Genomic DNA, 24,932 nt, shown 5'->3' on the forward strand with positions numbered 1-24,932 from the left:
ATCATGCCGGATTTGAAACCTGAGACGCTGCGCCAATGTGTTCTCCGCATGGCCTACGCGGGCTCGACCGTACACATCGCCTGCGCGTTCTCCATTATCGAGATCTGCGCCGTACTGTACAGGAACCATCTGAAGTACCCCGGCAATGACCCTGAAAGTCCGGAGCGTGACTATCTGGTGCTCAGCAAAGGGCACGGCGTCATGGCGCAATATGCCTGCCTGCACCAGCTCGGCTGGCTCGAGGCCGAAGACCTGGCCCACTATTTTGGTGACGGCACCCGACTCAAGGGACTGTCCGATGCACATTTGCCGGGATGCGAAGTCACTTCCGGCTCGCTGGGCCACGGCCTTTCGGTTGGCGTCGGGCTTGCCTTGGCCGCGAAGCTCAAGGGTACCGACCAGCGGTGCTATGCGATCGTGGGCGACGGCGAAGCGAACGAAGGGACGATATGGGAAGCGCTGCTGTTCGCGGCCCATCACAAGCTGGACAACCTTGTCGTCATTGTGGACCAGAACGGCTATCAGGCGATGGGCCGCACGGAAGAGGTGATGGACCTGCAGGACCTCGCGGCCAAGATGACCGCATTCGGGCTGGACACGGTTTCGCTGGATGGACACGACGAAGCGGCGCTCGACACGGCGCTGCGGACATTCAAGGACCAACGCAATGGCAGGCCCAAGGCCATCGTCGCCAAGACCGTCAAGGGTAAGGGCGTATCGTTCATGGAGCATCAGAACATCTGGCACTACACGCGCCTTTCCGCTGACTCGTACGAAGCCGCCATGGCGGAATTGGAGCGCCTGCAATGAGATCCGCATTTTCACGCGCCATCGTCGCCGCCGCTCAGAAAGACCCGCGCAGGCTGCTGCTGACGGGCGACCACGGCTACGCACTATTCGACGATTTTCGCCGCGCGGCGCCCGCGCAATTCATCAATGCGGGGGTGGCCGAACAGAATATGGTGGGGGTCGCCGCTGGACTGGCGAAGGCCGGGTTCCGGCCCATTGTCTACGGACTGAGCGCCTTCGTGCCGGTCCGAGTACTGGAACAGATCAAGCTGGACGTCTGCTACGAAGGCTTGCCGGTAATATTCATCGGCGACGGCGCGGGCGTGGTGTACAGCACCCTGGGCGCCAGCCATCAATCGACCGAGGACATCGCCGCGCTGCGAGCCATCCGGGACATCAACATCTTCTCCCCGGCTGACGCGGCCGAGATGACGTATGTCATGGACCATGCGTTGCAGGCGTCCGGCCCCTCGTACATCCGGATGGGCAAGGCCGATCTCGGCGACGTGCATACCCGGCCCATCGGGCAACCCATCGGTGAACTGGTGGCTTGCCAGGAACCCAGGGTAAAACGCACCGCCGTCATCGCCACGGGCTCGATGGTCCGCACCGCACAACAGCTGTGCGGCGCGGCCGACGACATCGGCATCTGGAGTGCGCCGGCGATACATCCGCTCGACCGGAACCAAGTGCAGCACATCGCCAGGGAGTACGGCACCATCGTCGTACTTGAGGAACATGCCGCGGCTGCGGGGCTCGGGGGATTGGTGGCCGAAATCGTCGGCGAGCTGGAAGGTAATCGGGCCCGCGTGCTACGGATGGGTACGGAAGGCGGGTTCTCGCTACGCTGCGGGAGCTACCAATACCTCTTGAAGGAACACGGAATCGACCTTGAGGGCTTGCGCCGCAAATTCGCCTCACAAGGCGTGGTGGTGTGAAGGCGGTCCTTGCTTCGGCAACGGCCCATCGCCAGTTCTTTCGTTTCCTCGCAGTCGGTCTGCTCAATACCGCTTTCGGGTATGGCTGCTATGTACTGCTGGTGTACTTCGGTTGCCACTACACCATCGCCTATCTCGTCGCAACGGTCCTGGGCATTCTCTTCAACTTCAAGACAATCGGCAAACTCGTCTTTCGCTCGAACGACAATCGGCTGCTCTTCCGATTCATCAGCGTCTACGGCGTCGTTTACGGCGTCAACGTATCGGGCGTCAAGGCTTTATCATTGATAGGCCTGGGACCCTACGCCAGCGCGGCGATGATGCTGCTTCCCGCCGCGGCGATTTCATACCACCTCAATAAGCGATTCGTCTTCCGCAATGACAAAACTGATTAGCATAGTCACGCCTTGCTATAACGAAGAAGAGAATGTCGAGGAGCTGGCGCAACGAATATCGGCTGTCATGAAGCAGCTGCCATACGACTACGAGCACATATTCATCGACAACCATTCGACCGACACGACGGTGGAACGCATCCGGCGGATGGCGGCGGAAGACCGCCGCATAAAGCTGATTGTGAACGCGCGGAATTTCGGCCATATCCGTTCACCCTATTACGGCATCCTGCAGTCGAAGGGTGACGCCTGCGTATTGATTTCCTCGGACCTGCAAGATCCGCCGGAAATGATCCCGCAATTCATCGAAAAGTGGGAGCAGGGCTACAAGATCGCGTTGGCCACGAAGCCGCAAAGCGAAGAGTCCCGCGCGATGTTTTTCGTGCGCTCGATGTATTACCGTTTCATCACCCGGATCTCGGAAGTCCCGCTGGTTCCCAATGCGACCGGCGCCGGCCTGTTCGATGCCAGGGTCGTACAGATCCTGCGCACCTTGGACGATCCATATCCGTACTTCCGCGGGCTGGTATGCGAGATCGGCTTTCCTATCGCCACAGTGCCATTCAAGCAGCCCAAGCGCACGCGCGGCATCACGAAGAACAACTTCTATACCCTGTATGACATCGCGATGCTGGGCATCACGAACCATTCCAAGGTGCCGCTGCGTCTGCTCACGATGGGCGGCTTTGGCCTCTCTATCCTGAGCCTTGTGGTGGCAATAGCGACGTTCATCGCGAAGCTGCTGTTCTGGGATTATTTCCAGCTCGGCATCGCGCCAATCATGATAGGCATGTTTTTCTTCGCCGCCATCCAGATGATGATCATCGGGCTCCTTGGGGAATACATCGGTGCCATATACACCAGGGTGCGCAAGCTTCCCCTGGTGGTGGAACTGGAGCGTGTGAACTTCGACCCGGATGAAAACGACAAGACGCCTAACGCGTCCCCGAGTCCATGAACGAGGCCTCGCCGGGGTGCCGGCGGACCCTGACTGTCATGCAACACAGGATCACGACGAGCGTAAACGAGAATAACTTGATCAGGTAGAAGTACCTGGTTTCGAAGTGCACAAGCGAAAAGATCACGAAGAAGGCACCATAGAAGGACACCGCGGGCCACACCACCATCAACCAGCCTTTCGCCCTCCTGGAGGCCACCATCAAGGGGACGATAAGCAACAGGCAAATCACGAAGATCGTATCGGCCACCATCTCGCGTATGGCAAAGCCGTCGGCGCTGCTGGTATTCCAGTAAGGGGACCAGAAGACTGGCAATAGCGAGATTTTTGCCTTGTACCAATCGCCAAGGTGATGGAAGAAAGCCCGATAGAAAAGTTTCTTGTCGGACTTACCGCAATACGATGGTTCGAACTTGCAGGCGAGGTGCCCGCCACCCGAAATGACGAATGCACCTCCAATCGAACGCAGTTCCCGCTCCGAAGTGAGCGAGTTTTTTATGACGATCTGGGAAGTCTGGACCCAGGTCGGGCCAAAGCCCAACGTGTAATTGTGCAGTCGCCACGGCAACATGACCACATGTGCCGCGACAATGGCTCCGAGCACGACCTTCACTACCGTGCGATATTCGCTGCGCTGCGCGTCCTGCCGGCTGCGCAAGGCACGCATCATGGCCCAGAGCAGAACGGGAATAGCGCAGCCCGTCATGGCGAGAACGATCAGTTCGTATTGCGAACGAAAATAAGCGGCTCCACCCAGAGCGACGCCTGCCGCGATGGCCATCCAGGTACTACCGTTTTGGTAAGCCAAGACGACCAGGGTGCACGCCAGCACAAATAGCGAAACGGAGTACGTCTCCCCATACACGACGCCAAGTGGCTCGAGCAGAAAAGCCCGTGCGATAGGAAACACAAAAATGACGAACGGCAGAATGGCGGCGGCCCGCTCGTTTACGTAGAGGCGGAATAGTTCGCGCTGGCATGCCAGCGTAACGGCGAGCAGGGCGCAGGCCAGTATCTGCAGGATGAACGGCAATGGCGCATCCCATCCGAACAGCTTCAGGATGCCGGCTTCCAGAAACACGAAGCCCGGGGGCCACAGCGTCGCGGCAAATCGGTTTGCTTCGCCAATATGACCCAGCCGAAAGTAGTCGATGGCCATGGACGCGAAGGTCGCCGGGTCGTTGAGGCCGGACGTTCCATCGAGGAAATGCTCAATGCTGGCGAACGGATCGATGCGGGTCTTGTAGACGTGCGACGTCATGGCAACCGCAACCAGGATCAGAAACGACACCAACCCAAACAGCAACCGCCCCTGTACCATCCGCATCGCTTTACCCTTGCAATCAAAAGGCCGATTGTATCGGTGTGTGCGGTGTCCCGCCTTCACGTGCTCACGACTGCAGCTCGTCCTTCAAGATTCGGAGCAGATACTGTCCATAGCCATTTTTCGCCAGCGGGGCGGCCAGCTTTTCCAACTGCGCCGCGTCGATGAAACACTGGCGATAGGCGATTTCTTCCGGACAGGCCACCTTCAAGCCCTGGCGGTGCTCGATAGTTTCGATGAAATTGCTGGCCGCGATAAGGCTTTCGTGCGTGCCTGTGTCCAGCCACGCATAACCGCGCCCCATGATCTCCACCGTAAGTTCGCCACGATCGAGGTATACGCGATTGGCGTCTGTTATTTCCAGCTCGCCGCGTGCCGATGGTTTGAGGCCAGCGGCAATATCGCAAATCTGCTCGTCGTAGAAGTACAGGCCCGTTACCGCGTAGTTGGATTTGGGATGGAGGGGCTTCTCCTCCAGGGAGGTAGCCCGCCCTTGCGAGTCGAACGACACGACACCGTATCGTTCGGGATCCTGCACGTGATAGGCGAAAACCGTGGCGCCGGAGGACTGCGCATCGGCGCGCTCCAATTGGACGTGAAGATCGTGTCCATAGAAAATGTTGTCGCCCAGGACCAATGCCGACGGAGAACCATCCAGGAAGTCCTTGCCGATGATAAAGGCCTGTGCGAGGCCATCCGGGCTGGGTTGCACCGCATAGCGCAGATTCAAGCCCCACGCGCTGCCGTCGCCCAACAATTGCTCAAACCTTGGCGTGTCCTGCGGGGTGGAAATGATCAAGATATCGCGCAGCCCGGCAAGCATCAGCGTCGCCAGCGGGTAGTAGATCATCGGCTTGTCGTAAATGGGCAGCAGTTGTTTCGATACGGCCTTGGTGACCGGATACAGGCGGGTGCCGGAGCCGCCGGCCAGGATGATGCCCTTACGTTGACGTTGCATGGGAGAAGTCATTTTCCGAGGATTTCAGTAAGCATTCGGGACACGCCGTCTTGCCAGGATGGCAGCGACAGCGCGAACGAGCGGCGCAGCAGCGATGTCTGCAGCCGCGAATTCAACGGACGCTTCGCCGCCGTACTGTACGCGGTAGAAGGGATAGGCGTGATGTTGTCGGGGCTGGCCTTAAGGGGCACTCCCGCGCGCGCCGCATGCTCAAGGACGAACCGGGCATAGGAATGCCAGGACGTTTCCCCTCCGGCGGCAAGGTGATAGACGCCGCTCAGATTTGGCTCCTGGAACGCGCGCACGATGGCATGGGCAGTCACGTCCGCGATCAGGTCCGCGCCCGTGGGCGCGCCTATCTGGTCATCGATCACAGACAAGCTTTCGCGCTCCTGCGCGAGACGCAGCATCGTCTTGGCGAAATTGTTGCCCCGCGCCGCATATACCCAGCTGGTGCGAAATATAAGGTACGCACAGCCAGCCTGGCGCATTGCCCGCTCTCCTTCCAGCTTCGTACGGCCATAGACGCTAAGTGGATTCGTCCGGTCGTCCTCCCGCCACGGACTAGCGCCACTGCCGTCGAACACGTAGTCGGTCGAGTAGTGAACGAACAAGGCATTGACGGCGGCCGCGGCGTTTGCAAGAAGAGCCGGACCGTCCGCATTAATACGTCGCGCCTCGTCGGGCTCGGCTTCGGCCTTGTCCACCGCGGTATAGGCTGCAGCGTTGACGATCACATCGGGCCGGACAGCGTTTACCGTGGCGGCGATACCGGCAGGATTAGCCAGATCGCCGCAGAACCCGCCTTCAGTGCCTCGCCCCAGCGCGACAACGTCTCCTACAGGCGCCAGCGCTCGCTGCAGCTCCCATCCGACCTGCCCGTTCTTCCCGAATAGCAGGATTTTCACCGTTCACGGCCCCTGTAGTTTTTGTCCAGCCACTGTTGATAGGCGCCGCTCTGCACGTTCGACGTCCATTCGCTATTGGACAGATACCACTGGACCGTCTTACGTATCCCGGATTCGAAGGTCTCGAGGGGCTTCCAACCCAGCTCGCGCTCGATTTTGCGAGCGTCGATCGCGTAGCGCCTGTCGTGGCCGGGACGGTCCCTGACAAAAGTGATGAGTTCGGCGTAGGACTGGCCGTCCGCCCGCGGCTTCAACTCGTCGAGTATGGAGCAGATTGTCCTGACGACCTCGATATTGGGTTTCTCGTTCCAGCCACCTACGTTGTAGGTTTCACCCAGCCGCCCCTTCGCCAGGACGGTTCTGATGGCCGAACAATGATCCTTGACGTAGAGCCAATCGCGGATCTGCTGTCCGTCGCCATAGATTGGCAGGGGCTTTCCGTTCAGAGCATTCAGGATGACTAGCGGAATGAGCTTTTCCGGGAAGTGATATGGGCCGTAGTTATTGCTGCAATTGGTTGTCAGTACGGGCAGGCCGTAGGTGTGGTGCCATGCGCGCACCAGATGATCGGACGCCGCTTTGCTAGCGGAATACGGACTGTTCGGCTCGTAGGGGTTGGCCTCGCTGAACGGGGGGTCGGCAGGGCCCAACGTGCCGTATACCTCGTCAGTCGATACATGGAGGAAACGGAACGCTGCTTTTTCGGGTTCGGCCAGCGCCGACCAATAGCCTCGCACGCTTTCGAGCAGATTGAAAGTGCCAAGTACGTTGGTATGGATGAATTCGGCCGGTCCGTCTATTGATCGGTCCACATGCGACTCGGCCGCGAAGTTCACCACAGCCCTTACTTTATGCTCTTGCAGCAACTGGGCAATAACAGCGCGGTCGCCGATATCTGCCTTGACGAAGGTATAGTCAGGCCGCCTCTCGACCGACGCCAGGGTTTCCAGGTTGCCGGCATAGGTTAGCTTATCCACGTTGATGAGCGGCTCATCGGACTGGGCCAGCCAGTCCAACACGAAATTCCCGCCAATAAAGCCGGCCCCGCCTGTTACCAGAATCGTCATAGCTATAGTTTCTTGAAAAAAGAGGCCACGATAAGGCCGATATTGCCGCCGACGGTTTGCCGGTAGACGCCAGACCGCCGGAGGCCGGCAAGCCGCCGAATGATACCGCCGTGCCGGGAACTATCGAACTCGAGAAAGATCTGCAGCTGAGCGTAGGGAAGCCGCCCCTGGATACGTCCGAGTCCCGCTACATTGGCGTCGATCCACTCGCGCAGCTGGCCCTTCAATAACAGCCGCACCCGCGCGAGCCTCGCTCCCAGGCCCTGATTGGACCCGATGAGATTGCCGCCGTGCTGCCTATACAGGAGCGAGGGCTGGGGGTCGTAGACGATGGTCCCCCCCGCCGCACTGATGGCGACGTATGTCCACCAGTCATGCGCCACCACATCGAGGTCCGGACCAGCGTCCAGCAGCAGCTGACGGCCAGCCGCGTTGAACACCATCGTATTGCCGCCCCCGACATTCTGCACGAGAGCGTTGCGGAAGTCGGGTTTCTGTGTAAACAGAGGTGAAAGGCCCAGCTCGGCGCCGGCTTCATCAATTAGGCGGGTACGGGAGCAATAGAGCGCGGGCAGCTCTACCCCGAGTTTCTCCAGGCACGTTACGGCCCGTTCCAGTTTGTCCGCTTCCCAAATATCGTCTTGATCGGCATAGGAGAAATAGTCGGCATGGATCTCGTGTCGACAGGCTACCGAAAGGAAATTCGCCGCGAATCCCCGTGAAGGCCCACGGACTATCTCCAGTCGGTCACCTCCCCAACGCTGACGATATTCGTTGAGGATTTGCAGGGTACCGTCGCGTGAGCCATCGTCGGAGACCCATACCTTCCAGTTGGGAAATGTCTGCGCCTCGATCGAATCGAGCTGTTCTCGGAGGAATTTTTCCCCGTTATAGGAGCACAGCAGGATAGCCACATGAGGAACCTGCGCCGGTGGCGTGCCCGTGGAGGCGGCTGAGTCCTGGTGTCTCGACACTGCTTCAACTGGGGCAATCAATCGTCAGCCTCTTTCTTGACCATCAGCCACCGCAGGGTCGCGAACCGTACCAGTGTGCGGTACAGGGTCAGATAAATAATGGAAAACAAAGCCACGAAGCCCATGAGCACATACTCGTACTGCCAGAAGAGCACCGCGGGAATCACCGCCAGCGACGACAGCACCCATAGATAAGGCGATGTCATCGCATTACGCTGGACTTTATGCCGTGCCTCGGTGGAACCGATCGCCCAGCGCACCAGCCGCTTATAAACCAGCATGTGCAGGTGAACCCCGTCCGGCATGCCAGGCGAACGGCCGCGCAGCCAGCGCTTGCGATAGATTGAAAACAGGGTTTCGAACACAGGATAAATACACAACAGCAAAGGAAACCACGCCGATACATTCGGGTGCCGGTACAGCATCAATATCGACAATTCGCCGATCATGTAGCCGATGAAATACGCCCCGCCGTCGCCCAGGAAAATCAGGCCGCGCGGATAATTCCAGATCAGAAAACCGCCGATTGCGCCGATCATTCCCACCGAGGCCACGACCAGCAGGCGATCGCCCAGGTAGTACGACACATAGGCCATGCCCGCCAGGATCATGATCGATACCACCGCCGCCAGGCCGTTGTAGCCGTCGATGATATTGATGGCATTGGCCGCCCCGCCCACGGCGATCGCGGTGCACAGCAGCGAGACAGCCCAGAACTGCAACAGCCAGTCCACCCCGACGATGTCCAGGCGCACCACCGCCGCGCTCAATAGCCAGAAGGCCAGCGCACCGGCCAGCATGGCGAGCAGCAGGCGCGCGACGGCCCGGACGCGCTTGGTCAGGTCTTCCGCCAGTCCGCCCAGGAAGGCCGGCATCCCGCAGAGCAAGAGCAGCAGCAGCGGCTGGACCAATTGCGGCTCGCGCCACGCCGCGGCGCCCGCCACGACCAGCATTCCGACGACCAGGGCGATTCCACCCACCCGGGGCACCGGCCGCACATGGTATTTCTGCACCCCGGTCAGGTCGGTATCGCCCGTATACCGTAAATGCCAATGTCCAAACCTGAGCGTCAGGAGCGTGAACGCGGCGGACGCGAGAAAGGCGATGGACACGTAAAGCATGGAGGATTACCTACCCTGTGACTCTTTTTTCCGGTTTTCTAGGGTCGGCTGCATGAATTCATTTCTGTGCGAACGGAAGAGTATTCCGGCACAGCTCATCGTTACCCCGTTGATGGCGCAGGGATTTTACTGCTTTTCGTGCAACGGTTCCGGGGCGCGTACTTTCCGTATGTCACTGATTCAATGCAAAATTTGAATCGGCCGTCAAATCGGACGCGGACAGGCCAGCCGGAATGTCCCATTCAATATATCCCGTCACATTTGACACTTCTGGAAATCCGCAAGCGGACCCTGTCCCAGGCGCGGCGCCGCCGCGGGCGGAGCGGTTTCCAGGCCGAAGGCGCGTCTATCAAGACGCCGGGACGCCGGACGCACCCGCAGGAGCGGGCCGAGAGTGCTTCCCGGCATGTCAGCCCTTCGTCAGTTGCAAACCGGTACCGACTCGGTATTCCACCCTGTAGCCTTTCGCAGTAATCAGGTCCAAAATGGTCCGAAAGAAGGCCAATAAAGGAGACAGCCATGCGCATTTCCGATGCTCAATGGATTCCTTCGACGCCGCACCAGACCTGGGACGCATTGACCCAGTGCGCCGTTCTGCGCAAGTGCATCCCCGGCTGCGTGGACGTGGAGTGCAAATCGCCCACCGAGTACGCGTTTACCGTACGGGCCAAGGTCGCCGGGCTGGCCGCGGACTATGAAGGCGAGGTCCTGCTGTCCGATGTGAATCCGCCCCACGGCTGTACGCTGGTCTTCGAGGGCAAGGGCAACGCCGCCGGTCTGGCGATCGGCACGGCGCAGGTCAATCTGACGCCCAAGGATGGTGGGACCCGGCTCTCGTACACGCTGGCGGCGATGGCCGGCGGCAAACTGGCGGAAGTCGGCGAAGCGCCGCTCATGAAGGCCGGCGAGAAGATCGTCCAGAAATTCTTCGCCGCCTTCATCGACCACATGGCCGCCCAACCGCAACTGGCGCCGCCCCCTCCCCCGCCGCCGCCGGAATCCCATGGCCTGCGGAACTCGCGCTGGTCCTGGGCGGTGGTGACCGCGCTGATCCTGGTCTTCGTGGGCTATCACACCTTCTTCACCTGATCGCTGGCTAAGGCGGCTCCGGCCGCCGTTTGCGATTCGACCCGGCAACATTTCCGGGGCCGCTCATTCGCAAACGCGGCCGGCAGAACCCGCGCAAAAAACAGGGTGCGACGCCGGGCAACGGGTGTATGCTGCTTGCCCTTCCGGCATCCGTTCGCCCTTCCGGCGTTCCTTTGCCTTTCCGGGCATTTCCTGCCCTCTGGCATCCATGCACCCATCATGCGCAGCCGAGATCTGACCGACCTGTTGATACTGGCCGCCGTCTGGGGCGGTTCCTTCTTGTTCATGCGCATCGCGGTGCCGGAACTGGGTCCGGCGCCCTTGATGGAGCTGCGCGTCGGCCTGGCCGCGCTGGCGCTGCTGCTGGTGATGCTGTGGCGAGGCGGCCTGCGCGCGATGCTGCCCCACTGGAAGCCGATGCTGTGGGTGGGCGCCTTCAACGCGGCCTTGCCCTTCCTGCTCTACGGTTACGCCGCGCGGGACCTGGGCGCGGGTTTCCTGTCGGTATCGAACGCGGCGGCGCCAATGTGGGGCGCGATCATCGGCTGGCTCTGGCTGGGCGACCGGCTGCCGGCCGGGCGCGTGCTGGGGCTGTTCGTCGGCTTCGCCGGCATCGTCGTGCTGGTGTGGGACAAGTTCGACTTCGGCGACGGCGGAACGGGCATGGCCGTGATGGCGGCGCTGCTGGCGCCCCTGTGCTATGGCATCGCGGCCAATAGCACCAAACGCTACCTGGCGGGCGTGGACGCGCTGAGCGGCGCGACGGGCAGCATGATCAGCGCATCCTTGCTGCTGCTCCCCGCCGCCATCTGGACGTGGCCGACGCAGCCTGTGTCCATGCCGGCATGGGGCGCGACGGCCGCGCTCGCGCTGGTCTGCACCGCGATGGCCTACGTCATGATGTTCCGCCTGATCGCCAGCGTGGGCCCGACCGCAGCGGTCAGCGTAACCTTCCTGGTGCCGGTTTTCGGCGTGCTGTGGGGCACGCTGCTGCTGGATGAACAGATCACCGGGACGATGTTGCTGGGCGCGGCCATCATCCTGGTCGGGACGGCGCTCTCGCTGGGCCTGGTCGGGCGGCCGAAGACGGCCCGCGCCTGACGCATCGGCCGGCCGAAGCGCGGGACTGGCATGGCACGCGCCGCGTCATGCCGCTTCGGCGCCGTCGCGCGGGACGCCGAGCGGGGCTCGCCTACACCCGCTCGAATATGCCCGCTGCGCCCATCCCCGTGCCGACGCACATCGTCACCATTCCGTATTTCCCCTGGCGCCGCCGCAGGCCGTGCACGACCGTCGCCGCGCGGATGGCTCCGGTCGCCCCCAGGGGATGCCCTAGCGCGATGGCGCCGCCCAGCGGATTCACTTTGTCCGGGTCCAGGCCAAGGTCGCCGATGACGGCCAGCGCTTGCGCGGCGAAGGCCTCGTTCAGCTCGATCCAATCCATGTCCTGCTGCTGGAGCCCCGCCTGCCGCAGCGCGGCGGGAATGGCTTCCTTCGGGCCGATGCCCATCAGTTCGGGCGCGACGCCCCGGACGGCGAAGGACACGAAGCGCGCCAGCGGCGTCAGCCCGTGGTCGCGCACGGCGCGCTCCGACGCCAGGATGAGCGCGCCGGCGCCGTCGGAGATCTGCGAGCTGTTGCCTGCGGTGACGCTGCCGCGCGCCGCGAACACGGGCTTCAGGCCCGCCAGCGCCTGCATGGAGGTATCGCGGCGCGGCCCTTCATCGCGCATGAAGTCGCGCCGCACGATGTCGATGTCGCGCGATTGCAGGTCGGCCTGGCGGGCCACGACGGCGACCGGCGTGATCTCCTGGTCGAACTCGCCGGCGTCCTGCGCGGCGATGGCGCGCTGGTGCGAGCGCAAGGCAAAGGCGTCCTGCGCCTCGCGCGTGACTTTCCATTGTTCCGCCACGCGTTCGGCGGTAAGGCCCATGCCATAGGCGATGCCGATGTCTTCCTGGTTGGCGAATACGCGTGGCGAGAACGACGGGGCATGGCCCATCATGGGCACCTGGCTCAGGGATTCGGTGCCGCCGGCGATGACGACATCCGCCTCGCCCACGCGGATGCGGTCGGCGGCCATGGCGATGGCGCTCAGGCCGGAGGCGCAGAAGCGGTTGATGGTAATGCCCGGCACGCGATCGGGCAGGCCGGCAAGCAGCACCGCCATGCGTGCGACGTTCAGCCCCTGCGCGCCCTCCGGGCGCGCGCAGCCGATGATGGCATCGTCGATGGCGGCCGGGTCCAGCGCGGGCGCCTGGGCCAGCGCGGCGCGCAGGATGTCGGCCAGCAGGTCGTCCGGACGCGTATGGCGCAAGGCGCCCTTGGGCGCCTTGCCGACCGGCGCGCGCGTGGCCGCGACGATATAGGCATCTTGCAGGATTCGGGTCATGGCAGGTCTCCCTCCGGCCGGCGCGCGGGCCGGCACGATTGTCAGTTGCGCACCGGCTTGCCGGTCTTGAGCATGCCCAGGACGCGCTCGTGCGTCTGCGGGTTGCCCAGCAGGGTCAGGAAGGCCCGCCGCTCCAGCGCCAGCATCCATTCCTCGTCCACCAGGGTGCCGGGATCCACGTCGCCGCCGCATATGACGTGGGCGACGGTACGGCCCAGCTCGTAGTCGTACGCGGAGATGAAACCGCCGTCGCGCAGGTTGACCAGTTGCGCCGTGAGCGTGGCCGCGCCATCGGCGCCCGCCACCGGGAAAGGCGCCGGCAGCGGCGGCCGCCAGCCGGCATCGGCCATCGCGGCGGCATGGCGGACCGCGACGTACAGCAGTTCGTCCTCGTGCATGACGATGGGATCGGCCTCGCGCAGGTAGCCCATCTGCCGGGCTTCCAGGGCGGAGCGCGAGACCTTGGCGCCGGCGACGGCTTCGGCGAATTTCTGCAGGTAAGGCAGCAAGGGCGCATCCGGCGCGGACGCGGCGCGCTGCTCGGCGGCCCGGCGGGCGCAATAGGCCAGCCCGCCGGCGCCCGGCACCAGGCCGACGCCGACCTCCACCAGGCCGATGTAGGTCTCCAGGTGCGCGACGCGCGCCGAGGCGTGCACCGCGATTTCGCAGCCGCCGCCCAGCGCCAGGCCGGACAGGGCGACGACCGTGGGCACGAGCGCGGCGCGAAAACGCTGCGCCACGCGCTGCAGGTCGCGCTCCAGCGGTTCGATGGCGGCGGGACCGCCCTGCATGAAGGCGGGCAGCATGGCTTGCAGGTCCGCGCCCGCGGAGAACGGCTGGCGCGGTTGCCACACGACCAGGCCGCGGTATTGCGATTCCGCCAGGTCGACGGCCTGCAGCAGGCCCCGCGTGACGGCGGGGCTGATGGTGTTCATCTTGGTCTTGAAGGAGGCGACCAGGATGTCTTCCAATGGGCCGGCGCGGTGCGCGGCGGCGCCGTCGCTTGCGGCACCCAGTGTCCACAAGCGGATGGTGTCGTTCTCGAAAACCGTATGGCCGGGGGCCTCGCGCGGCTCGCCCACCAGGCGCGGGGGCGCCAGCTGGCGCCGGTAGACAGGCAGGTCGCGCGGCGGCTGGAACATGCCTTCCCGCGCGTTCCACGAGCCGGCGGGCGTATGGACGCCGCCGTTCTGCACCACCAGGCCCTGCGTTACCCAGGCCGGCAAGGGCGCCGTGGACAGGGCCAGGCCGGCGTCGATGTCCTCTTGCACCCAGCGCGCCACGGTGGTCCACCCGGCGGCCTGCCAGACTTCGAAAGGCCCCTGGGCATGGCCGAAGCCCCAGCGCATGGCGCAGTCCACGTCGCGCGCGGTGTGCGCGATGTCGGCCAGGTGGACGGCGGCATAGTGGAAGGTGTCGCGCAGCAGCGCCCACAGGAAACGGCCCTGCGGATGGGTGGACTCGCGCAAGGCGCGCAGGCGGCGCGCGGGGTCGCGTTCGGCCAGGGCGGCGGCCGTGGCATCGTCCAGGCGCGCGTCGACCGGCACGTAGCCGCGCGAGGCGGGATCCAGGCGCAGGATGGTCTTGCCTTCCTTGCGATAGAAGCCGGCGCCGGTCTTCTGGCCCAGAGCGCCCTGCTCCAGCAGCGCGGCCAGTACCGGCGGCGTGGCGAAGACGTCGCGGAAAGGATCGCCGGGCAGGCCCTGCTGCATGGTGCGGATGACATGCGCCAGGGTATCCAGGCCGACCACGTCGGCGGTGCGGAAGGTGCCGGATTTCGCGCGGCCCAGGCGGGCGCCGGTCAGTTCGTCGACGACGTCGTAGCCCAGGCCGTGGCGCCCGGCCTCGATCATGGCGGCCAGGATGCCGAAGACGCCGATGCGGTTGCCGATGAAATTGGGCGTGTCCTGGGCCCGCACCACGCGCTTGCCCAGGTCCGATACCAGGAAGGTCTCCACGCGGTCCAGCAGCCCGGCATCGGTGTGCGCCGCGGGGATCAGCTCCACCAGCGGCATATAGCGCGGCGGATTGAAGAAATGCACGCCGCAGAAGCGCGGCCGCAAGTCTTCCGGCAGGGTGGCCGCCAGCGTATCGATGGACAGGCCGGACGTATTCGTGGCCAGCGTGGCGTGCGGCGCCAGCGCCGGCGCGATACGGCGATACAGGTCCTGCTTCCAGTCCAGGCGTTCCGCGATGGCCTCGATGACCAGGTCGCAATCGCGCAGGGTGTCCAGGTGCTCGTCGTAGTTGGCCGCCCGGATGTGCCCGGCCAGGTCGGGCGCGGCCAGCGGCGCGGGGTTCAGGCGCTGCAGCTGCGCGATCGCCTTGCGCGCGGTGGCGCTGCGGTCCGGTCCTTCGGCCGCCAGGTCGAACAGCACCACGGGGATGCCGGCATTGACGCAATGCGCCGCGATCTGCGCCCCCATGACACCGGCGCCCAGCACCGCGATGCGGCGGATGCGCGCCGGCACGGCGCCGGCAGTGGCGGGCAGGGGGGCAGCCCGGTCGGCCCGGTTTCCGGTGAAGGTCTCGCCAGGGGAATGCATGGCCGTTGTCTCCTTGCAGGAACGTTGGCGCCAGCCCGCGGAATGCGGTGCGAAGTCCAGCGCTTCAATCGGGATTGTGCGGGAAGTCCGGCAAACCGTCCCGGCGCGCTGCTCTTCAATACCCGGCGGACTGGCCCGTCAGCGCGACGCCCAGCCGCAGCACGGTATAGGCGGCATTGTCCGCCAGGCGCCGCATCCAGCCGCGTCCACGGTGATCGTCCGTGCGGACCAGCCTGCCGCCGCGGGCGATTTCCGCTTCCAGCTGGTCATACAGCTGGCGGGCGAAGGCGGCATCGTCGACCACCACATTGGCCTCGCGCGCCAGCAGCAGGCTGAAGGGATCCAGGTTGGAAGAGCCCACGGTGGCGATGTCGTCGATCACCGCCACCTTGGCATGCAGGTAGCTGGGCATGTACTCGTAGATCTCGACGCCGGCGTTGAGCAGTTCCGCGTACAGGACGTGCGTCGCGTAATACTGCAGCCGGTACTCCACCTTGCCCTGCAGCAACAGCCTGACGCGCACGCCGCGGGCGGCCGCGCGCTTCAGCGCCCGGCGCAGCCGCAGGCCGGGAAAGAAATAGGCGTTGGCGATCAGGATCTCGCGCCGGGCGCGGTTGATGCCGTACAGATAGGCGCGCTCGAAGGTCTGGCGCCAGCGCAGATTGTCCCGCAGCACCAGCGCCGCGCGCAGATGGCCGGGCGCCTGCTCCAGCGGACGGAACACCGGCCGGCGCAAGGGCCGCCGTTCGGCGGCGATCTCGCCATTACGTTGCGCGGCGGGACTCAGGCGTATCCATAGCAGGTCTTGCGCATGGACGGCATACGCCACCAGCGGTCCGCGCACTTCCACGGCGAAATCGAAGCGCGGGCTGGCCTCGATCCCGTCGGCCGGTTCCAGATCGTCATAGTCGTCGACGATGTTGATGCCGCCCACGAAGGCGACACGGCCGTCGATCACCGCCACCTTGCGGTGCAGGCGGCGCAGCCGGCTGCGCGAAAACAGCAGCCGGCCGGGCCAGCCCGGCTCCGGGCGGAATATGCGGCATTGGCCGCCGAAATCGAGAATCCGCCGCCGCACCTCGTCCACCCATTCCCAGCTGCCGAAGCCATCGATGACCACGCGCACCTTGACGCCGCGCGCGCAAGCGCGCGCCAGCGTTTCCAGCACCCGTTGGGCGGTACGGTCCAGCGTAAAGATATAGGTTTCCAGGTGCACCACCGTGCGCGCGGCATCGATGGCATCGCACAGGGCGGGAAAGAAATCCGCGCCGTTCTTGAGCAGGCGGACGGCGTTGCCGTCCGTCCATTGCAGTCGCACCGGCCGGGTCCTCACGGCAATTCGAGCTCCGCCAGCAAGGGGGAGTGATCCGACAGCTTGGCCCAGGCGCGCCCGCGCAGCACCCGCGCGCTACGCACCCCGAAGCCGCGCTGGTAGATGCGATCCAGGCGGAACCAGGGAAACACGGCGGGGAAGGTGCGCGGCGGCGGCACGTCCCGATAATTGCCCTGCATGGTCAGCTGGTTGGTGCGTTCCAGCATGGCCAGGCTATTCGGCACGCCGCGCAGCACATTGCTGAGACGGCGCATGCTTTCGCGCAGGCGCGGACCTTCGCCGCCCACCAGCCGCGGCGCGTGCGAGAACACCTCGTACACGCCCAGGCGCTGCACGAACAGCGGGGCCAGGCGGTCGTTCCAATCGTTGAAATCGCCCGCGATCAGCATGGGCGCGCCCGCCGGCACCATGCGGTCGATCCGGTCGACCAGGGCCTGGATCTGCCGCGTGCGGCTGCCGGCGAACAGTCCCAGGTGGACCACGAAACAATGGATCTCTCGATTGCCGACCTCTACCGTGGCGTGCAGCAAGCCGCGCTGCTCCAGGCGGTGATCGGAGATGTCCTGGTTCTCGTGGTCGAGGATGGGATAACGCGACAGCAGCGCATTGCCGTGGTCGGTCTGGCTGCGTATGGCATTGCGGCCGTAGCACATGTCCATGTGCAGCGCGGCGGCCAGCGACATATGCTGCGCGTCCAGCACGCCCCGGCTTTCGTTGCGGCCCTGGACTTCCTGCAGGAAGACCAGGTCGGGGCGCAGCCCGTACAGCCCCAGGCGCAGCTCCTTCAGGGAGTCCCGCGCGCCCAGCGCGGAACGCCCCTTGTGGATGTTGTAGCTGACGACGCGCAGGATGGACATGGCCCCGGCTTACCGCATCGCTATTTGGCTTCCGTATTGCGCAGGCGGATGTGCAACTCCCGCAGCTGCTTTTCGTCCACCGGCGAAGGCGCCTGGGTCAGCAGATCCTGGGCACGCTGCGTCTTGGGGAAGGCGATGACGTCACGGATCGACTCGGCGCCGCTCATCATGGTGACGATGCGGTCCAGGCCGAAGGCGATGCCGCCGTGCGGAGGCGCGCCATACTGCAGCGCGTCCAGCAGGAAGCCGAACTTCTGCCGCGCTTCCTCGGCGCCGATCTTCAAGGCGCGGAACACCTTGCTTTGCACTTCCTCGCGGTGGATACGCACCGAGCCGCCGCCGATTTCCCAGCCGTTCAGCACCATGTCGTACGCCTTGGCGTAGGCCTTGCTGGGATCGGTTTCCAGGAAGTCCTCGTGGCCGTCCTTGGGGCTGGTGAAGGGATGGTGCGCGGCGGTGTAGCGGCCTTCCTCTTCGTCGTATTCGAACATCGGGAAGTCGATCACCCACAGCGGGCGCCAGCCCGGCGTGAACAGGCCCGACTGCTTGCCGAACTCGCTGTGGCCGATCTTCACGCGCAGCGCGCCGATGGAGTCGTTGACGACCTTTTCCTTGTCGGCGCCGAAGAAAATGATGTCGCCATCCTGCGCGCCCGTGCGCTTGAGCAGCTCGGCCAGCGCGGCATCATGGATGTTCTTCACGATGGGCGACTGCAGGCCCTCGCGGCCCTTGGCGGCTTCGTTGACCTTGATCCAGGCCAGGCCCTTGGCGCCGTAGATGCCGACGAACTGCGTGTAGCTGTCGATCTCGCTGCGCGACAGCGTACCGCCGCCCGGCACGCGCAAGGCCACCACGCGGCTGCCCGGCGCCGCGGCGGCCGCCGCGAACACCTTGAAATCGACGTCGCGCATGATGTCGCTGATGTCGGTGAATTCCAGCGACACGCGCAGGTCGGGCTTGTCCGAACCGTAGCGGCGCATCGCTTCCGTCCACGTCATGCTGGGGAAAGGCTGCGGCAGATCGACGTTCTGCACCACCTTGAATACATGGCGGATCATGCTTTCGAAGATCTCGCGGATCTCCACTTCATTCAGGAACGAGGTCTCGCAATCGATCTGGGTGAATTCCGGCTGGCGGTCGGCGCGCAGGTCCTCGTCGCGGAAGCACTTGGTGATCTGGTAATAGCGGTCGAAACCCGACACCATCAGCATCTGCTTGAACAGCTGCGGCGACTGCGGCAGCGCGAAGAACTGGCCGGCGTTCACGCGCGAGGGCACCAGGTAATCGCGCGCGCCTTCCGGCGTGCTCTTGGTCAGCATGGGCGTTTCGATATCGATAAAGCCCAGCGAATCCAGGAACTTGCGCACCTCGATGGAAACCCGGTAGCGCAGCATCAGGTTGCGCTGCATCTGCGGGCGGCGCAGGTCCAGCACGCGATGCGTCAGGCGCGTGGTCTCGGAAAGGTTGTCGTCGTCCAGCTGGAAAGGCGGCGTGACCGAAGGATTGAGGATCTCCACTTCCTTGCACAGCACCTCGACCTCGCCGGAGGCCAGCTCGGCATTGGCCGTGCCTTCCGGACGCAGGCGCACCAGGCCGGTCACGCGGATGCAGAACTCGTTGCGCAGGCGCTCGGCGGTGGCGAAAGCAGCGTTATCGGGGTCGAAAACGATTTGCGCCAGACCGGCGCGGTCGCGCAGGTCGATGAAGATAACCCCGCCGTGGTCGCGGCGGCGGTTTACCCAGCCGTACAGGGTAACGGTCTGACCGAGGTGGTCACGGCAAACCTGGCCGGTGTAGCAGGTACGCATTGCGGGATGACTCCGTTTCTACTTTGTTGGGGCGCCTTGGAGCGTCACGATAATGAATCGAAGGCGGGCATCGCCCGCCCGGTTGTCAGGGCGTGTTGTCCCCGCGCTGGCGCACGCCGGGCGCGGTGGGGATTTCGGCGGGACGAGCAGGCGCGGGCGCCGCCGGCGCCATCGGCGGGGGCGGCGCCACCACCCCCATGGACACCACGTACTTCAGGGCGGCGTCCACGCTCATGTGCAGATCGATGACTTCGGCGCGCGGCATCATCAGGAAAAAACCGGACGTCGGGTTGGGCGTGGTGGGCACGTACACGCTGACATGCTCGCCGGGCAGGTGCGTGGCCACTTCCCCGCTGGGCGTGCCGGTCAGGAAAGCGATGGTCCAGGCCCCTTGGCGCGGATACTGCACCAGCACCGCCTGGCGAAACGCCTGGCCGTTCGGCGCCAGCACCGTATCGCTGACCTGCTTTACCGAGTTATAGATCGAGCGCACCAGCGGAATGCGGCCCAGCAGCTTTTCCCATTGGTCCAGCAAAGTGCGGCCCAGCAGGTTGGCGGCAAAAACGCCGGTAAGCAGCACCACCAGGATGACCAGCAGAAAGCGGAAACCCGGTATATCCACGCCGAACAGCGACTCGGCCGACAGGAAACCGGGAACGAAGCCTTCCAGCGTGGCGATCAGCACGCCCAGCACCCAGACGGTGATCACCAGCGGCACCCATATCAGGAGCCCGGTGATGAAGTACTTCTTGAAAACGCGCATCGCCATGGCGGGCGTCAGGAAGCGGCGGCGGGCGGCGCCGCGGGCGCAGCGGCCGGCGCGGGGGCCGTGGACGAGGCGGCGGCCGGGGCCGCGTCGGCCGACTTGGCGGCGCTACCGCTACTGTCGCCCCCATCGGCCTTGGACTCCGTCTTGGCACCGCCGGCCGAGCCCGAGCCCGTGCCATTGTTGCGGAAATCGGTGACGTACCAGCCCGAGCCCTTCAGCTGGAAGCCGGCGGCGGTAACCTGCTTGGCGAACGTGCTGGCCCCGCATTCGGGACACACGGTAAGCGGCGCGTCGGAGATCTTCTGCAGCACATCCTTGGCATGGCCGCAGCTGCTGCACTTGTAGGCGTAGATAGGCATTCAGTCCACTCCCTGGCCCGCCGGCACGAAAGAACCCGCCCGAGAGCGCCCGGTGCGATACGCAGGGCGCGGCTGGAGCGGGGCCGGCAAAAATACGGGAAAGTCTTGAATTTTAGCGGGTTTTTGCTGCACCCCCATCAAGGCCGCCGCCAATCCCGCCAGCCCCCGCGACAAGGCGGCCGGAAGCCCGCCTTCCCCCAGCCGCCGAGAGCGCATCCCCGCAGTGGGGCACGGCCGCGCTGGGCGGCCGCGCCCCACCAGCCCCGCAAAATCTTCCGAAACCCCCGTCCAGATCCACGAAGCCCAAGCACCCCGACCGCCCCAGCCCCCGTCACTGAGAGACGCCGGAGTCCGGCGGGGTGGTCGCCTGTCGGGGTCAGCCTGTTGAGGACGAGCAAGCGGAATCGAAGGGAGGCGTGGCGCGGACGCCATGAAGAAGAACGCGAACGACAAACGCCCGCCGGACGAGATTAGCGCAGCGGTGTCCGGCCCCCGGGGGCCGGACCGGCCGATCAGGCTGGCCCCGACAGGCGACCACCCCGCCGGACGGCCCACGACGGACGGCCCACGACGGACGGCCCACGGCGGACAGCCCACGACGGACGGCCCACAACGGACGGCCCACAACGGACAGCCCACAAGCCGATAGCCTGCCGAGCAGCCCGAACGCCCCCTCGCCGCTACACCGGCAGCAGGAACATCCCCGCCGCGACCAGGGTCGGCAATAGCGCCGCCAGAAACAAGCGTCCCGCCGCGATACTCCCATCCGGGAAGTGGTTTTTCAGGATGGCAAAGCCCGCCGGATTCGGCGCATTGGCGATGACGGTGAGCCCGCCGCCGGTGACAGCCCCCGCGACCAGCATATAGCGCCAGGTCTCATCCGTGCCTTGCACCAGCGATCCCAGGTACGTCAGCGCCGCGTTATCGGTGATGGCGGTCAGCGCGGTGGCGCCCCAGAACAGCACCGTCGGCGACAACCCGCCCAACAGATCCTGCAGCCACCATTTCTGCAACCCACCCAGCACAACCAGGCCCGCCAGGAAGAAACCGACCATCAGCCCCTCCTTGATCATCAGGCGATTCTGGTGGCGCTTATAGGCCTCCGTGAACCCGATGAACATCATCAGCAAACCCAGGAAAATCGCCGGATGATGCGCGCTCAGCACCACCGCGACCAGGAAAAGCAAATGCACGGCGATCACCGGCACAGGCACGCGCGGCCGGCCGCCATCGTCCGCCGAGGCCCCCTTCCCCGCGCCACGCAGCACATCGCGGCAGAAGAAAGTCAGCGCCGCGGCATTGATGAACACCGCCGCCGCCGCGCGCCAGCCGAAATGCGTGGCCATATGCGCGGCGTCCCAGCCGAAAGTAGAGGCCACCATCAGCACCGGCGGCGCCGCGTACGACGTCAGCACCCCGCCGATGGAAACATTGACGAACAACACCCCCAAGGTCAGGTACTTGAACCCCGCGCGCCCGCTCACGCGAAAATACGCGTCCCGCAACAGGATCGCCGCCAGCGTCATCGCCGCGGGCTCGGTGATGAAGGACCCGGCCAAGGGAACCACCGAAAGCACGACCAAATACGTACTGAGCTCGTTGCGGATCGGCAGCACACGGGCCAGGCCGCGCACCACCGCATCGACGAACTCCAGAATGGGACGGCTGGCCGCCACCACCATGATCACGAAAACGAACAGCGGCTCCGTGAAATTCCGCGTGTCCATGTACTCGATCGCCTTGCCGCTGCCCGCCAGCAAGGCCATGCTGACGATCAGGACGAAGGCCCACACCCCGAAAACGGCTTCTACCTCGGCGAGCAGGTGCCAGACGCCGGCGTGCGGCCCATTGCGGTGCGCCAGGCGAGCGAAAAAGGGAACCGAAAACGTGTGCAGGACGGCGATGGCGAACAGCAGGGTGGCGATCAGTTCGATCGTGGTCGGCATGGACAGGAATTCCCTTTGTGTCGTTCTACGACGTCCGGCGGAGCGGCGTCGTGCTGATTGTGTGTAAAGGCGCTCAAGACTATACAGAATCCGGTCGTCGCGACGTTGATGCAACGTTGAACCCTGCACGAACGCCAAGCCCCCGGCAATGGCATAGACGACGGCGCCGGCACGGGCACGGGCACGGGTGGGTAAGCACCGCAGCAGCGGGCGCCCGACTTGGCCATAGCCATAGCCATAGCCATAGCCATAGCCATAGCCATAGCCATAGCCATAGCCATAGCCATGGTGAGGCGACAATGTACTCTTTATGTATCCAAACACCGGGTAACCCCCGATAATCTCCCCCTTCCCGGCAGCGTTATAAAGCCATTTTGTTCTTTTTATGTACTCCAGATGAAAATTGCACTCATAGGTTGCGGCGAGGTCGGCCACTGCTACGCCCTGGCCTGGCGCGCCGCGGGCCACGACATCCACGCGATATGCGAACTCCGCCAGGATGCGGAAATGCAGGCGCGGGCCGCCGCCCATGGCGCCGCATTGCACGATGCCCCCGGACCCTGGCTGACCGGTGCCGACCTCGTCGTTTCCGCCGTCTTCGGCCATGCGGCCCTGGCCGTCGCCGGCCAGGCGCTGCCGCACCTGCGCCATGACGCCCTGTACGCGGACTTCACCACCGCCAGCGCCACCGACATGCGCGCCGCCGCGGACGTGGCCGCCCGCCACGGCATCGCCTTCGCCGACGTCGCCATCATGGGCGCCATCGCCTTGCTGGCCGAACGCACGCCGCTATTGTGCGCGGGCACCGGTGCCCAGGCCGTGGCGGCCTTCGCGCGCGACGCCGGCGCGCCGGCCCAGGCCATCGATGGCCAGGCAGGCGACGCCGTACGCCTGAAGCTATTGCGCAGCATCATGACCAAGGGCATGGAAAGCCTCACCGTGGAATGCCTGGTCGCCGCCGAACGCATGGGATTGCGGGATGCCCTGTACGAAGTCCTGGCGGACATCGACCGCACGCCGCTGACCACCTTCATGGACTCCTTCCTGCGCTCGCATGTCCTGCACGCGCCGCGCCGCATGGCCGAAGTACGGGAGGCGCGGGAACAACTGGTAGAGGCCGGCCTGCAGCCCCTGGTGCTGGATGGCGTCGAGCGCCTCTTCGCCCGTACCGCCCAAGGCCTCGATGCCGCCAGGGCGGCTAACGGCGGCGCGCCCCTGCGGCTCCCGGACACCGTGCCCGCGCGGCTCGAATGGCTGACCACGCTGGCGCTGCGGGAAAAACCATAGGAAACCAGTGTCGATCCGCGCACCGCGCGGCAATAGAAAAAACAGCCGCCTCGATCCGCATGCGCGGACGCAGGCCGGCATCCCTGGAAGAAACGACGAGGAAGACAATGCGAGACTTCAAGCAAATCGCCGCCGCGGCGGTCCTGGCCCTTTGCGGCGCGGCCGCGGCCGCCGCCGACCTGGGCGGCGCGCCCATCACCTTTATCTCGCCCTTTCCGCCGGGCGGCGGTACCGACACCCTGACCCGCATGGTCGGCACGGCCGTCAGCCAGGACACGGGCTGGAACATCGTCGTCGAAAACAAGCCCGGCGCCGGCGGCAACCTGGCCCTGGATGCCACCGCGCGAGCCCGTCCCGACGGCCATACGCTGGTCATGGCGCAGACCGACAACATCGTGCTGAACCCCTGGCTGTACAGCAAACTGACCTACGACACCTTCAAGGACTTCAAGCCCGTGGGCCTAGTGGCGTCCTCGCCCAGCGTGTTCGTCGTCCTGCCCGACTCGCCATACAAAACCCTGGACGACGTGGTGAAGGCGGCCAAGGCCAAGCCCGGCCAGGTATCGCTGGGCATACCCGGCATCGGCGGCAGCGGCGACCTGATCGGCTACCTGTGGCGCAAGGCGGCGGGCATAGAGCTGATGCACGTGCCCTACCGCGGCTGGGGACAGGCCTTTCCCGACCTGATGAGCGGACGCATCGCCCTGTACACCGGCTCCGTGGCGTCGTTGCTGCCGCAGATCCGTGGCGGCCAGGTCCGCGCCCTGGCGGTGGTCGCCGACGCGCGCTCGCCGGCCCTGCCGCAGGTGCCCACCTTCGCGGAAAGCGGCTTCAAGTCCATCAACCAGACCATCTGGTGGGGCCTGATGGCGCCGGGCAAGACGCCGGACGATGTGGTCGCCGCGCTGAACGCCGCGCTCAATCGCAGCCTGGCCAAACCCGAACTGGTGCGCAAGCTCGAAGAGGCCGGCTACACCGTGATGGGCGGCACGCCGGGCGACCTGGCGCAACGCTACCGCGCCGACTACGAGGTGTTCGGCAAGGTCGTCCAGGAGGCGGGTATTCCGAAGCAATAGGCCGCTTGGGGCGGTACCTCCGCCCGTCCGCTAGCGTT

Annotated in this window: 22 protein-coding genes; 8 read left to right on the forward strand and 14 right to left on the reverse strand. The window is 64.8% G+C overall.

What is annotated here, in order from left to right:
* Positions 1-3: 3 nt before the first annotated feature.
* The 4 genes from BAU06_RS24820 to BAU06_RS24835 are packed head-to-tail and all read left to right on the forward strand — an operon-like array spanning position 4 to position 3,080.
* Positions 4-810, forward strand: a complete 807-nt coding sequence (locus BAU06_RS24820) for a transketolase (protein WP_066356969.1) — start codon at positions 4-6, stop codon at positions 808-810.
* A complete protein-coding gene (locus BAU06_RS24825) occupies positions 807-1,727 on the forward strand; it encodes a transketolase family protein (protein ID WP_066356972.1) in 921 nt (306 codons plus the stop codon). The genes BAU06_RS24820 and BAU06_RS24825 overlap by 4 nt, the downstream gene beginning before the upstream one ends.
* On the forward strand, positions 1,724-2,122 hold the full coding sequence (locus BAU06_RS24830; protein ID WP_066356973.1) for a GtrA family protein: 399 nt from the start codon (positions 1,724-1,726) through the stop codon (positions 2,120-2,122). Before BAU06_RS24825 ends, BAU06_RS24830 begins: the two co-directional genes overlap by 4 nt.
* Positions 2,106-3,080, forward strand: coding sequence for a glycosyltransferase family 2 protein (locus BAU06_RS24835; RefSeq protein WP_066356979.1), 975 nt, complete (start codon positions 2,106-2,108; stop codon positions 3,078-3,080). The genes BAU06_RS24830 and BAU06_RS24835 overlap by 17 nt, the downstream gene beginning before the upstream one ends.
* Here the strand turns inward: BAU06_RS24835 and BAU06_RS24840 are convergent.
* The 6 genes from BAU06_RS24840 to BAU06_RS24865 form a co-directional block, all read right to left on the reverse strand.
* The gene (locus BAU06_RS24840) at positions 3,058-4,407 is read right to left on the reverse strand and encodes a hypothetical protein (RefSeq protein ID WP_066356980.1); all 1,350 of its coding nucleotides are present in this window, start codon (positions 4,405-4,407) and stop codon (positions 3,058-3,060) included. The two genes, BAU06_RS24835 and BAU06_RS24840, sit on opposite strands and share 23 nt — an antisense overlap.
* A 64-nt stretch (positions 4,408-4,471) precedes the next feature.
* Positions 4,472-5,362 carry a glucose-1-phosphate thymidylyltransferase RfbA gene (rfbA, locus tag BAU06_RS24845; protein ID WP_082988467.1) on the reverse strand — a complete coding sequence of 297 codons (891 nt, stop codon included), beginning with the start codon at positions 5,360-5,362 and terminating at the stop codon, positions 4,472-4,474.
* An 8-nt stretch (positions 5,363-5,370) separates the two neighbouring features.
* Complete coding sequence (rfbD, locus tag BAU06_RS24850; protein WP_066356985.1) at positions 5,371-6,270, reverse strand: dTDP-4-dehydrorhamnose reductase; 900 nt, start codon at positions 6,268-6,270, stop codon at positions 5,371-5,373.
* Positions 6,267-7,337, reverse strand: a complete 1,071-nt coding sequence (gene rfbB, locus BAU06_RS24855) for a dTDP-glucose 4,6-dehydratase (RefSeq protein ID WP_066356987.1) — start codon at positions 7,335-7,337, stop codon at positions 6,267-6,269. The genes rfbD and rfbB overlap by 4 nt, the downstream gene beginning before the upstream one ends.
* 2 nt (positions 7,338-7,339) lie before the next feature.
* On the reverse strand, positions 7,340-8,251 hold the full coding sequence (locus BAU06_RS24860) for a glycosyltransferase family 2 protein (protein ID WP_197509381.1): 912 nt from the start codon (positions 8,249-8,251) through the stop codon (positions 7,340-7,342).
* 77 nt (positions 8,252-8,328) lie between these two features.
* Positions 8,329-9,432 carry an MraY family glycosyltransferase gene (locus BAU06_RS24865; protein WP_066356990.1) on the reverse strand — a complete coding sequence of 368 codons (1,104 nt, stop codon included), beginning with the start codon at positions 9,430-9,432 and terminating at the stop codon, positions 8,329-8,331.
* 519 nt (positions 9,433-9,951) lie between these two features.
* On the opposite strand from BAU06_RS24865, the gene BAU06_RS24870 reads away from it, so the two are divergent.
* Together BAU06_RS24870 and BAU06_RS24875 are read left to right on the forward strand one after the other, a co-directional pair.
* On the forward strand, positions 9,952-10,521 hold the full coding sequence (locus tag BAU06_RS24870) for an SRPBCC family protein (protein WP_066356992.1): 570 nt from the start codon (positions 9,952-9,954) through the stop codon (positions 10,519-10,521).
* 219 nt (positions 10,522-10,740) lie between these two features.
* Positions 10,741-11,622 carry a DMT family transporter gene (locus BAU06_RS24875; protein WP_066359749.1) on the forward strand — a complete coding sequence of 294 codons (882 nt, stop codon included), beginning with the start codon at positions 10,741-10,743 and terminating at the stop codon, positions 11,620-11,622.
* Between the two features lie 91 nt (positions 11,623-11,713).
* Here BAU06_RS24875 and BAU06_RS24880 read toward each other — a convergent pair whose 3' ends face one another.
* The 8 genes from BAU06_RS24880 to BAU06_RS24915 all read right to left on the reverse strand — a co-directional run bounded on the left by BAU06_RS24880 (position 11,714) and on the right by BAU06_RS24915 (position 22,531).
* Positions 11,714-12,913: an acetyl-CoA C-acyltransferase gene (locus tag BAU06_RS24880; protein WP_066356994.1), complete on the reverse strand. Its 1,200-nt coding sequence runs from the start codon at positions 12,911-12,913 to the stop codon at positions 11,714-11,716.
* A gap of 41 nt (positions 12,914-12,954) precedes the next feature.
* Complete coding sequence (locus tag BAU06_RS24885) at positions 12,955-15,339, reverse strand: 3-hydroxyacyl-CoA dehydrogenase/enoyl-CoA hydratase family protein (RefSeq protein WP_066359751.1); 2,385 nt, start codon at positions 15,337-15,339, stop codon at positions 12,955-12,957.
* Positions 15,340-15,574: 235 nt separating this feature from the next.
* Positions 15,575-16,792, reverse strand: a complete 1,218-nt coding sequence (gene clsB / locus BAU06_RS24890) for a cardiolipin synthase ClsB (RefSeq protein WP_066356995.1) — start codon at positions 16,790-16,792, stop codon at positions 15,575-15,577.
* Complete coding sequence (locus BAU06_RS24895) at positions 16,789-17,649, reverse strand: endonuclease/exonuclease/phosphatase family protein (protein WP_066357000.1); 861 nt, start codon at positions 17,647-17,649, stop codon at positions 16,789-16,791. Before BAU06_RS24895 ends, clsB begins: the two co-directional genes overlap by 4 nt.
* Positions 17,650-17,669: 20 nt before the next feature.
* A complete protein-coding gene (gene aspS / locus BAU06_RS24900) occupies positions 17,670-19,457 on the reverse strand; it encodes an aspartate--tRNA ligase (protein WP_066357003.1) in 1,788 nt (595 codons plus the stop codon).
* Between the two features lie 85 nt (positions 19,458-19,542).
* Entirely contained in the window at positions 19,543-20,220 is a 678-nt protein-coding gene (locus tag BAU06_RS24905) for a DUF502 domain-containing protein (RefSeq protein WP_066359753.1), read from the reverse strand.
* Positions 20,221-20,234: 14 nt separating this feature from the next.
* Entirely contained in the window at positions 20,235-20,585 is a 351-nt protein-coding gene (locus tag BAU06_RS24910) for an FmdB family zinc ribbon protein (protein ID WP_066357010.1), read from the reverse strand.
* Positions 20,586-21,265: 680 nt separating this feature from the next.
* Positions 21,266-22,531 (reverse strand): putative Na+/H+ antiporter, encoded by a 1,266-nt coding sequence (locus tag BAU06_RS24915; protein WP_066357013.1) that lies wholly within the window; start codon positions 22,529-22,531, stop codon positions 21,266-21,268.
* Positions 22,532-22,927: 396 nt separating this feature from the next.
* On the opposite strand from BAU06_RS24915, the gene BAU06_RS24920 reads away from it, so the two are divergent.
* A complete protein-coding gene (locus BAU06_RS24920) occupies positions 22,928-23,818 on the forward strand; it encodes an NAD(P)-dependent oxidoreductase (RefSeq protein ID WP_066357015.1) in 891 nt (296 codons plus the stop codon).
* 107 nt (positions 23,819-23,925) lie between these two features.
* On the forward strand, positions 23,926-24,894 hold the full coding sequence (locus BAU06_RS24925) for a Bug family tripartite tricarboxylate transporter substrate binding protein (RefSeq protein ID WP_066357018.1): 969 nt from the start codon (positions 23,926-23,928) through the stop codon (positions 24,892-24,894).
* Positions 24,895-24,932: the final 38 nt, after the last annotated feature.

The organism is Bordetella bronchialis (genome assembly GCF_001676705.1).
Lineage (GTDB): Bacteria > Pseudomonadota > Gammaproteobacteria > Burkholderiales > Burkholderiaceae_B > Bordetella_C > Bordetella_C bronchialis.

Excerpts from the sequence above, each read along its gene's own strand:
- BAU06_RS24820 (WP_066356969.1), top strand. The coding sequence starts at position 4 with ATGCCGGATTTGAAACCTGAGACGCTGCGCCAATGTGTTCTCCGCATG.
- BAU06_RS24825 (WP_066356972.1), top strand. The coding sequence starts at position 807 with ATGAGATCCGCATTTTCACGCGCCATCGTCGCCGCCGCTCAGAAAGAC.
- BAU06_RS24835 (WP_066356979.1), top strand. The coding sequence starts at position 2,106 with ATGACAAAACTGATTAGCATAGTCACGCCTTGCTATAACGAAGAAGAG.
- BAU06_RS24840 (WP_066356980.1), bottom strand. The coding sequence starts at position 4,407 with ATGCGGATGGTACAGGGGCGGTTGCTGTTTGGGTTGGTGTCGTTTCTG.
- rfbA (WP_082988467.1), bottom strand. The coding sequence starts at position 5,362 with ATGCAACGTCAACGTAAGGGCATCATCCTGGCCGGCGGCTCCGGCACC.
- rfbB (WP_066356987.1), bottom strand. The coding sequence starts at position 7,337 with ATGACGATTCTGGTAACAGGCGGGGCCGGCTTTATTGGCGGGAATTTC.
- BAU06_RS24865 (WP_066356990.1), bottom strand. The coding sequence starts at position 9,432 with ATGCTTTACGTGTCCATCGCCTTTCTCGCGTCCGCCGCGTTCACGCTC.
- BAU06_RS24870 (WP_066356992.1), top strand. The coding sequence starts at position 9,952 with ATGCGCATTTCCGATGCTCAATGGATTCCTTCGACGCCGCACCAGACC.
- BAU06_RS24875 (WP_066359749.1), top strand. The coding sequence starts at position 10,741 with ATGCGCAGCCGAGATCTGACCGACCTGTTGATACTGGCCGCCGTCTGG.
- BAU06_RS24880 (WP_066356994.1), bottom strand. The coding sequence starts at position 12,913 with ATGACCCGAATCCTGCAAGATGCCTATATCGTCGCGGCCACGCGCGCG.
- BAU06_RS24885 (WP_066359751.1), bottom strand. The coding sequence starts at position 15,339 with ATGGGGGCGCAGATCGCGGCGCATTGCGTCAATGCCGGCATCCCCGTG.
- BAU06_RS24895 (WP_066357000.1), bottom strand. The coding sequence starts at position 17,649 with ATGTCCATCCTGCGCGTCGTCAGCTACAACATCCACAAGGGGCGTTCC.
- aspS (WP_066357003.1), bottom strand. The coding sequence starts at position 19,457 with ATGCGTACCTGCTACACCGGCCAGGTTTGCCGTGACCACCTCGGTCAG.
- BAU06_RS24905 (WP_066359753.1), bottom strand. The coding sequence starts at position 20,220 with ATGCGCGTTTTCAAGAAGTACTTCATCACCGGGCTCCTGATATGGGTG.
- BAU06_RS24910 (WP_066357010.1), bottom strand. The coding sequence starts at position 20,585 with ATGCCTATCTACGCCTACAAGTGCAGCAGCTGCGGCCATGCCAAGGAT.
- BAU06_RS24915 (WP_066357013.1), bottom strand. The coding sequence starts at position 22,531 with ATGCCGACCACGATCGAACTGATCGCCACCCTGCTGTTCGCCATCGCC.
- BAU06_RS24920 (WP_066357015.1), top strand. The coding sequence starts at position 22,928 with ATGAAAATTGCACTCATAGGTTGCGGCGAGGTCGGCCACTGCTACGCC.
- BAU06_RS24925 (WP_066357018.1), top strand. The coding sequence starts at position 23,926 with ATGCGAGACTTCAAGCAAATCGCCGCCGCGGCGGTCCTGGCCCTTTGC.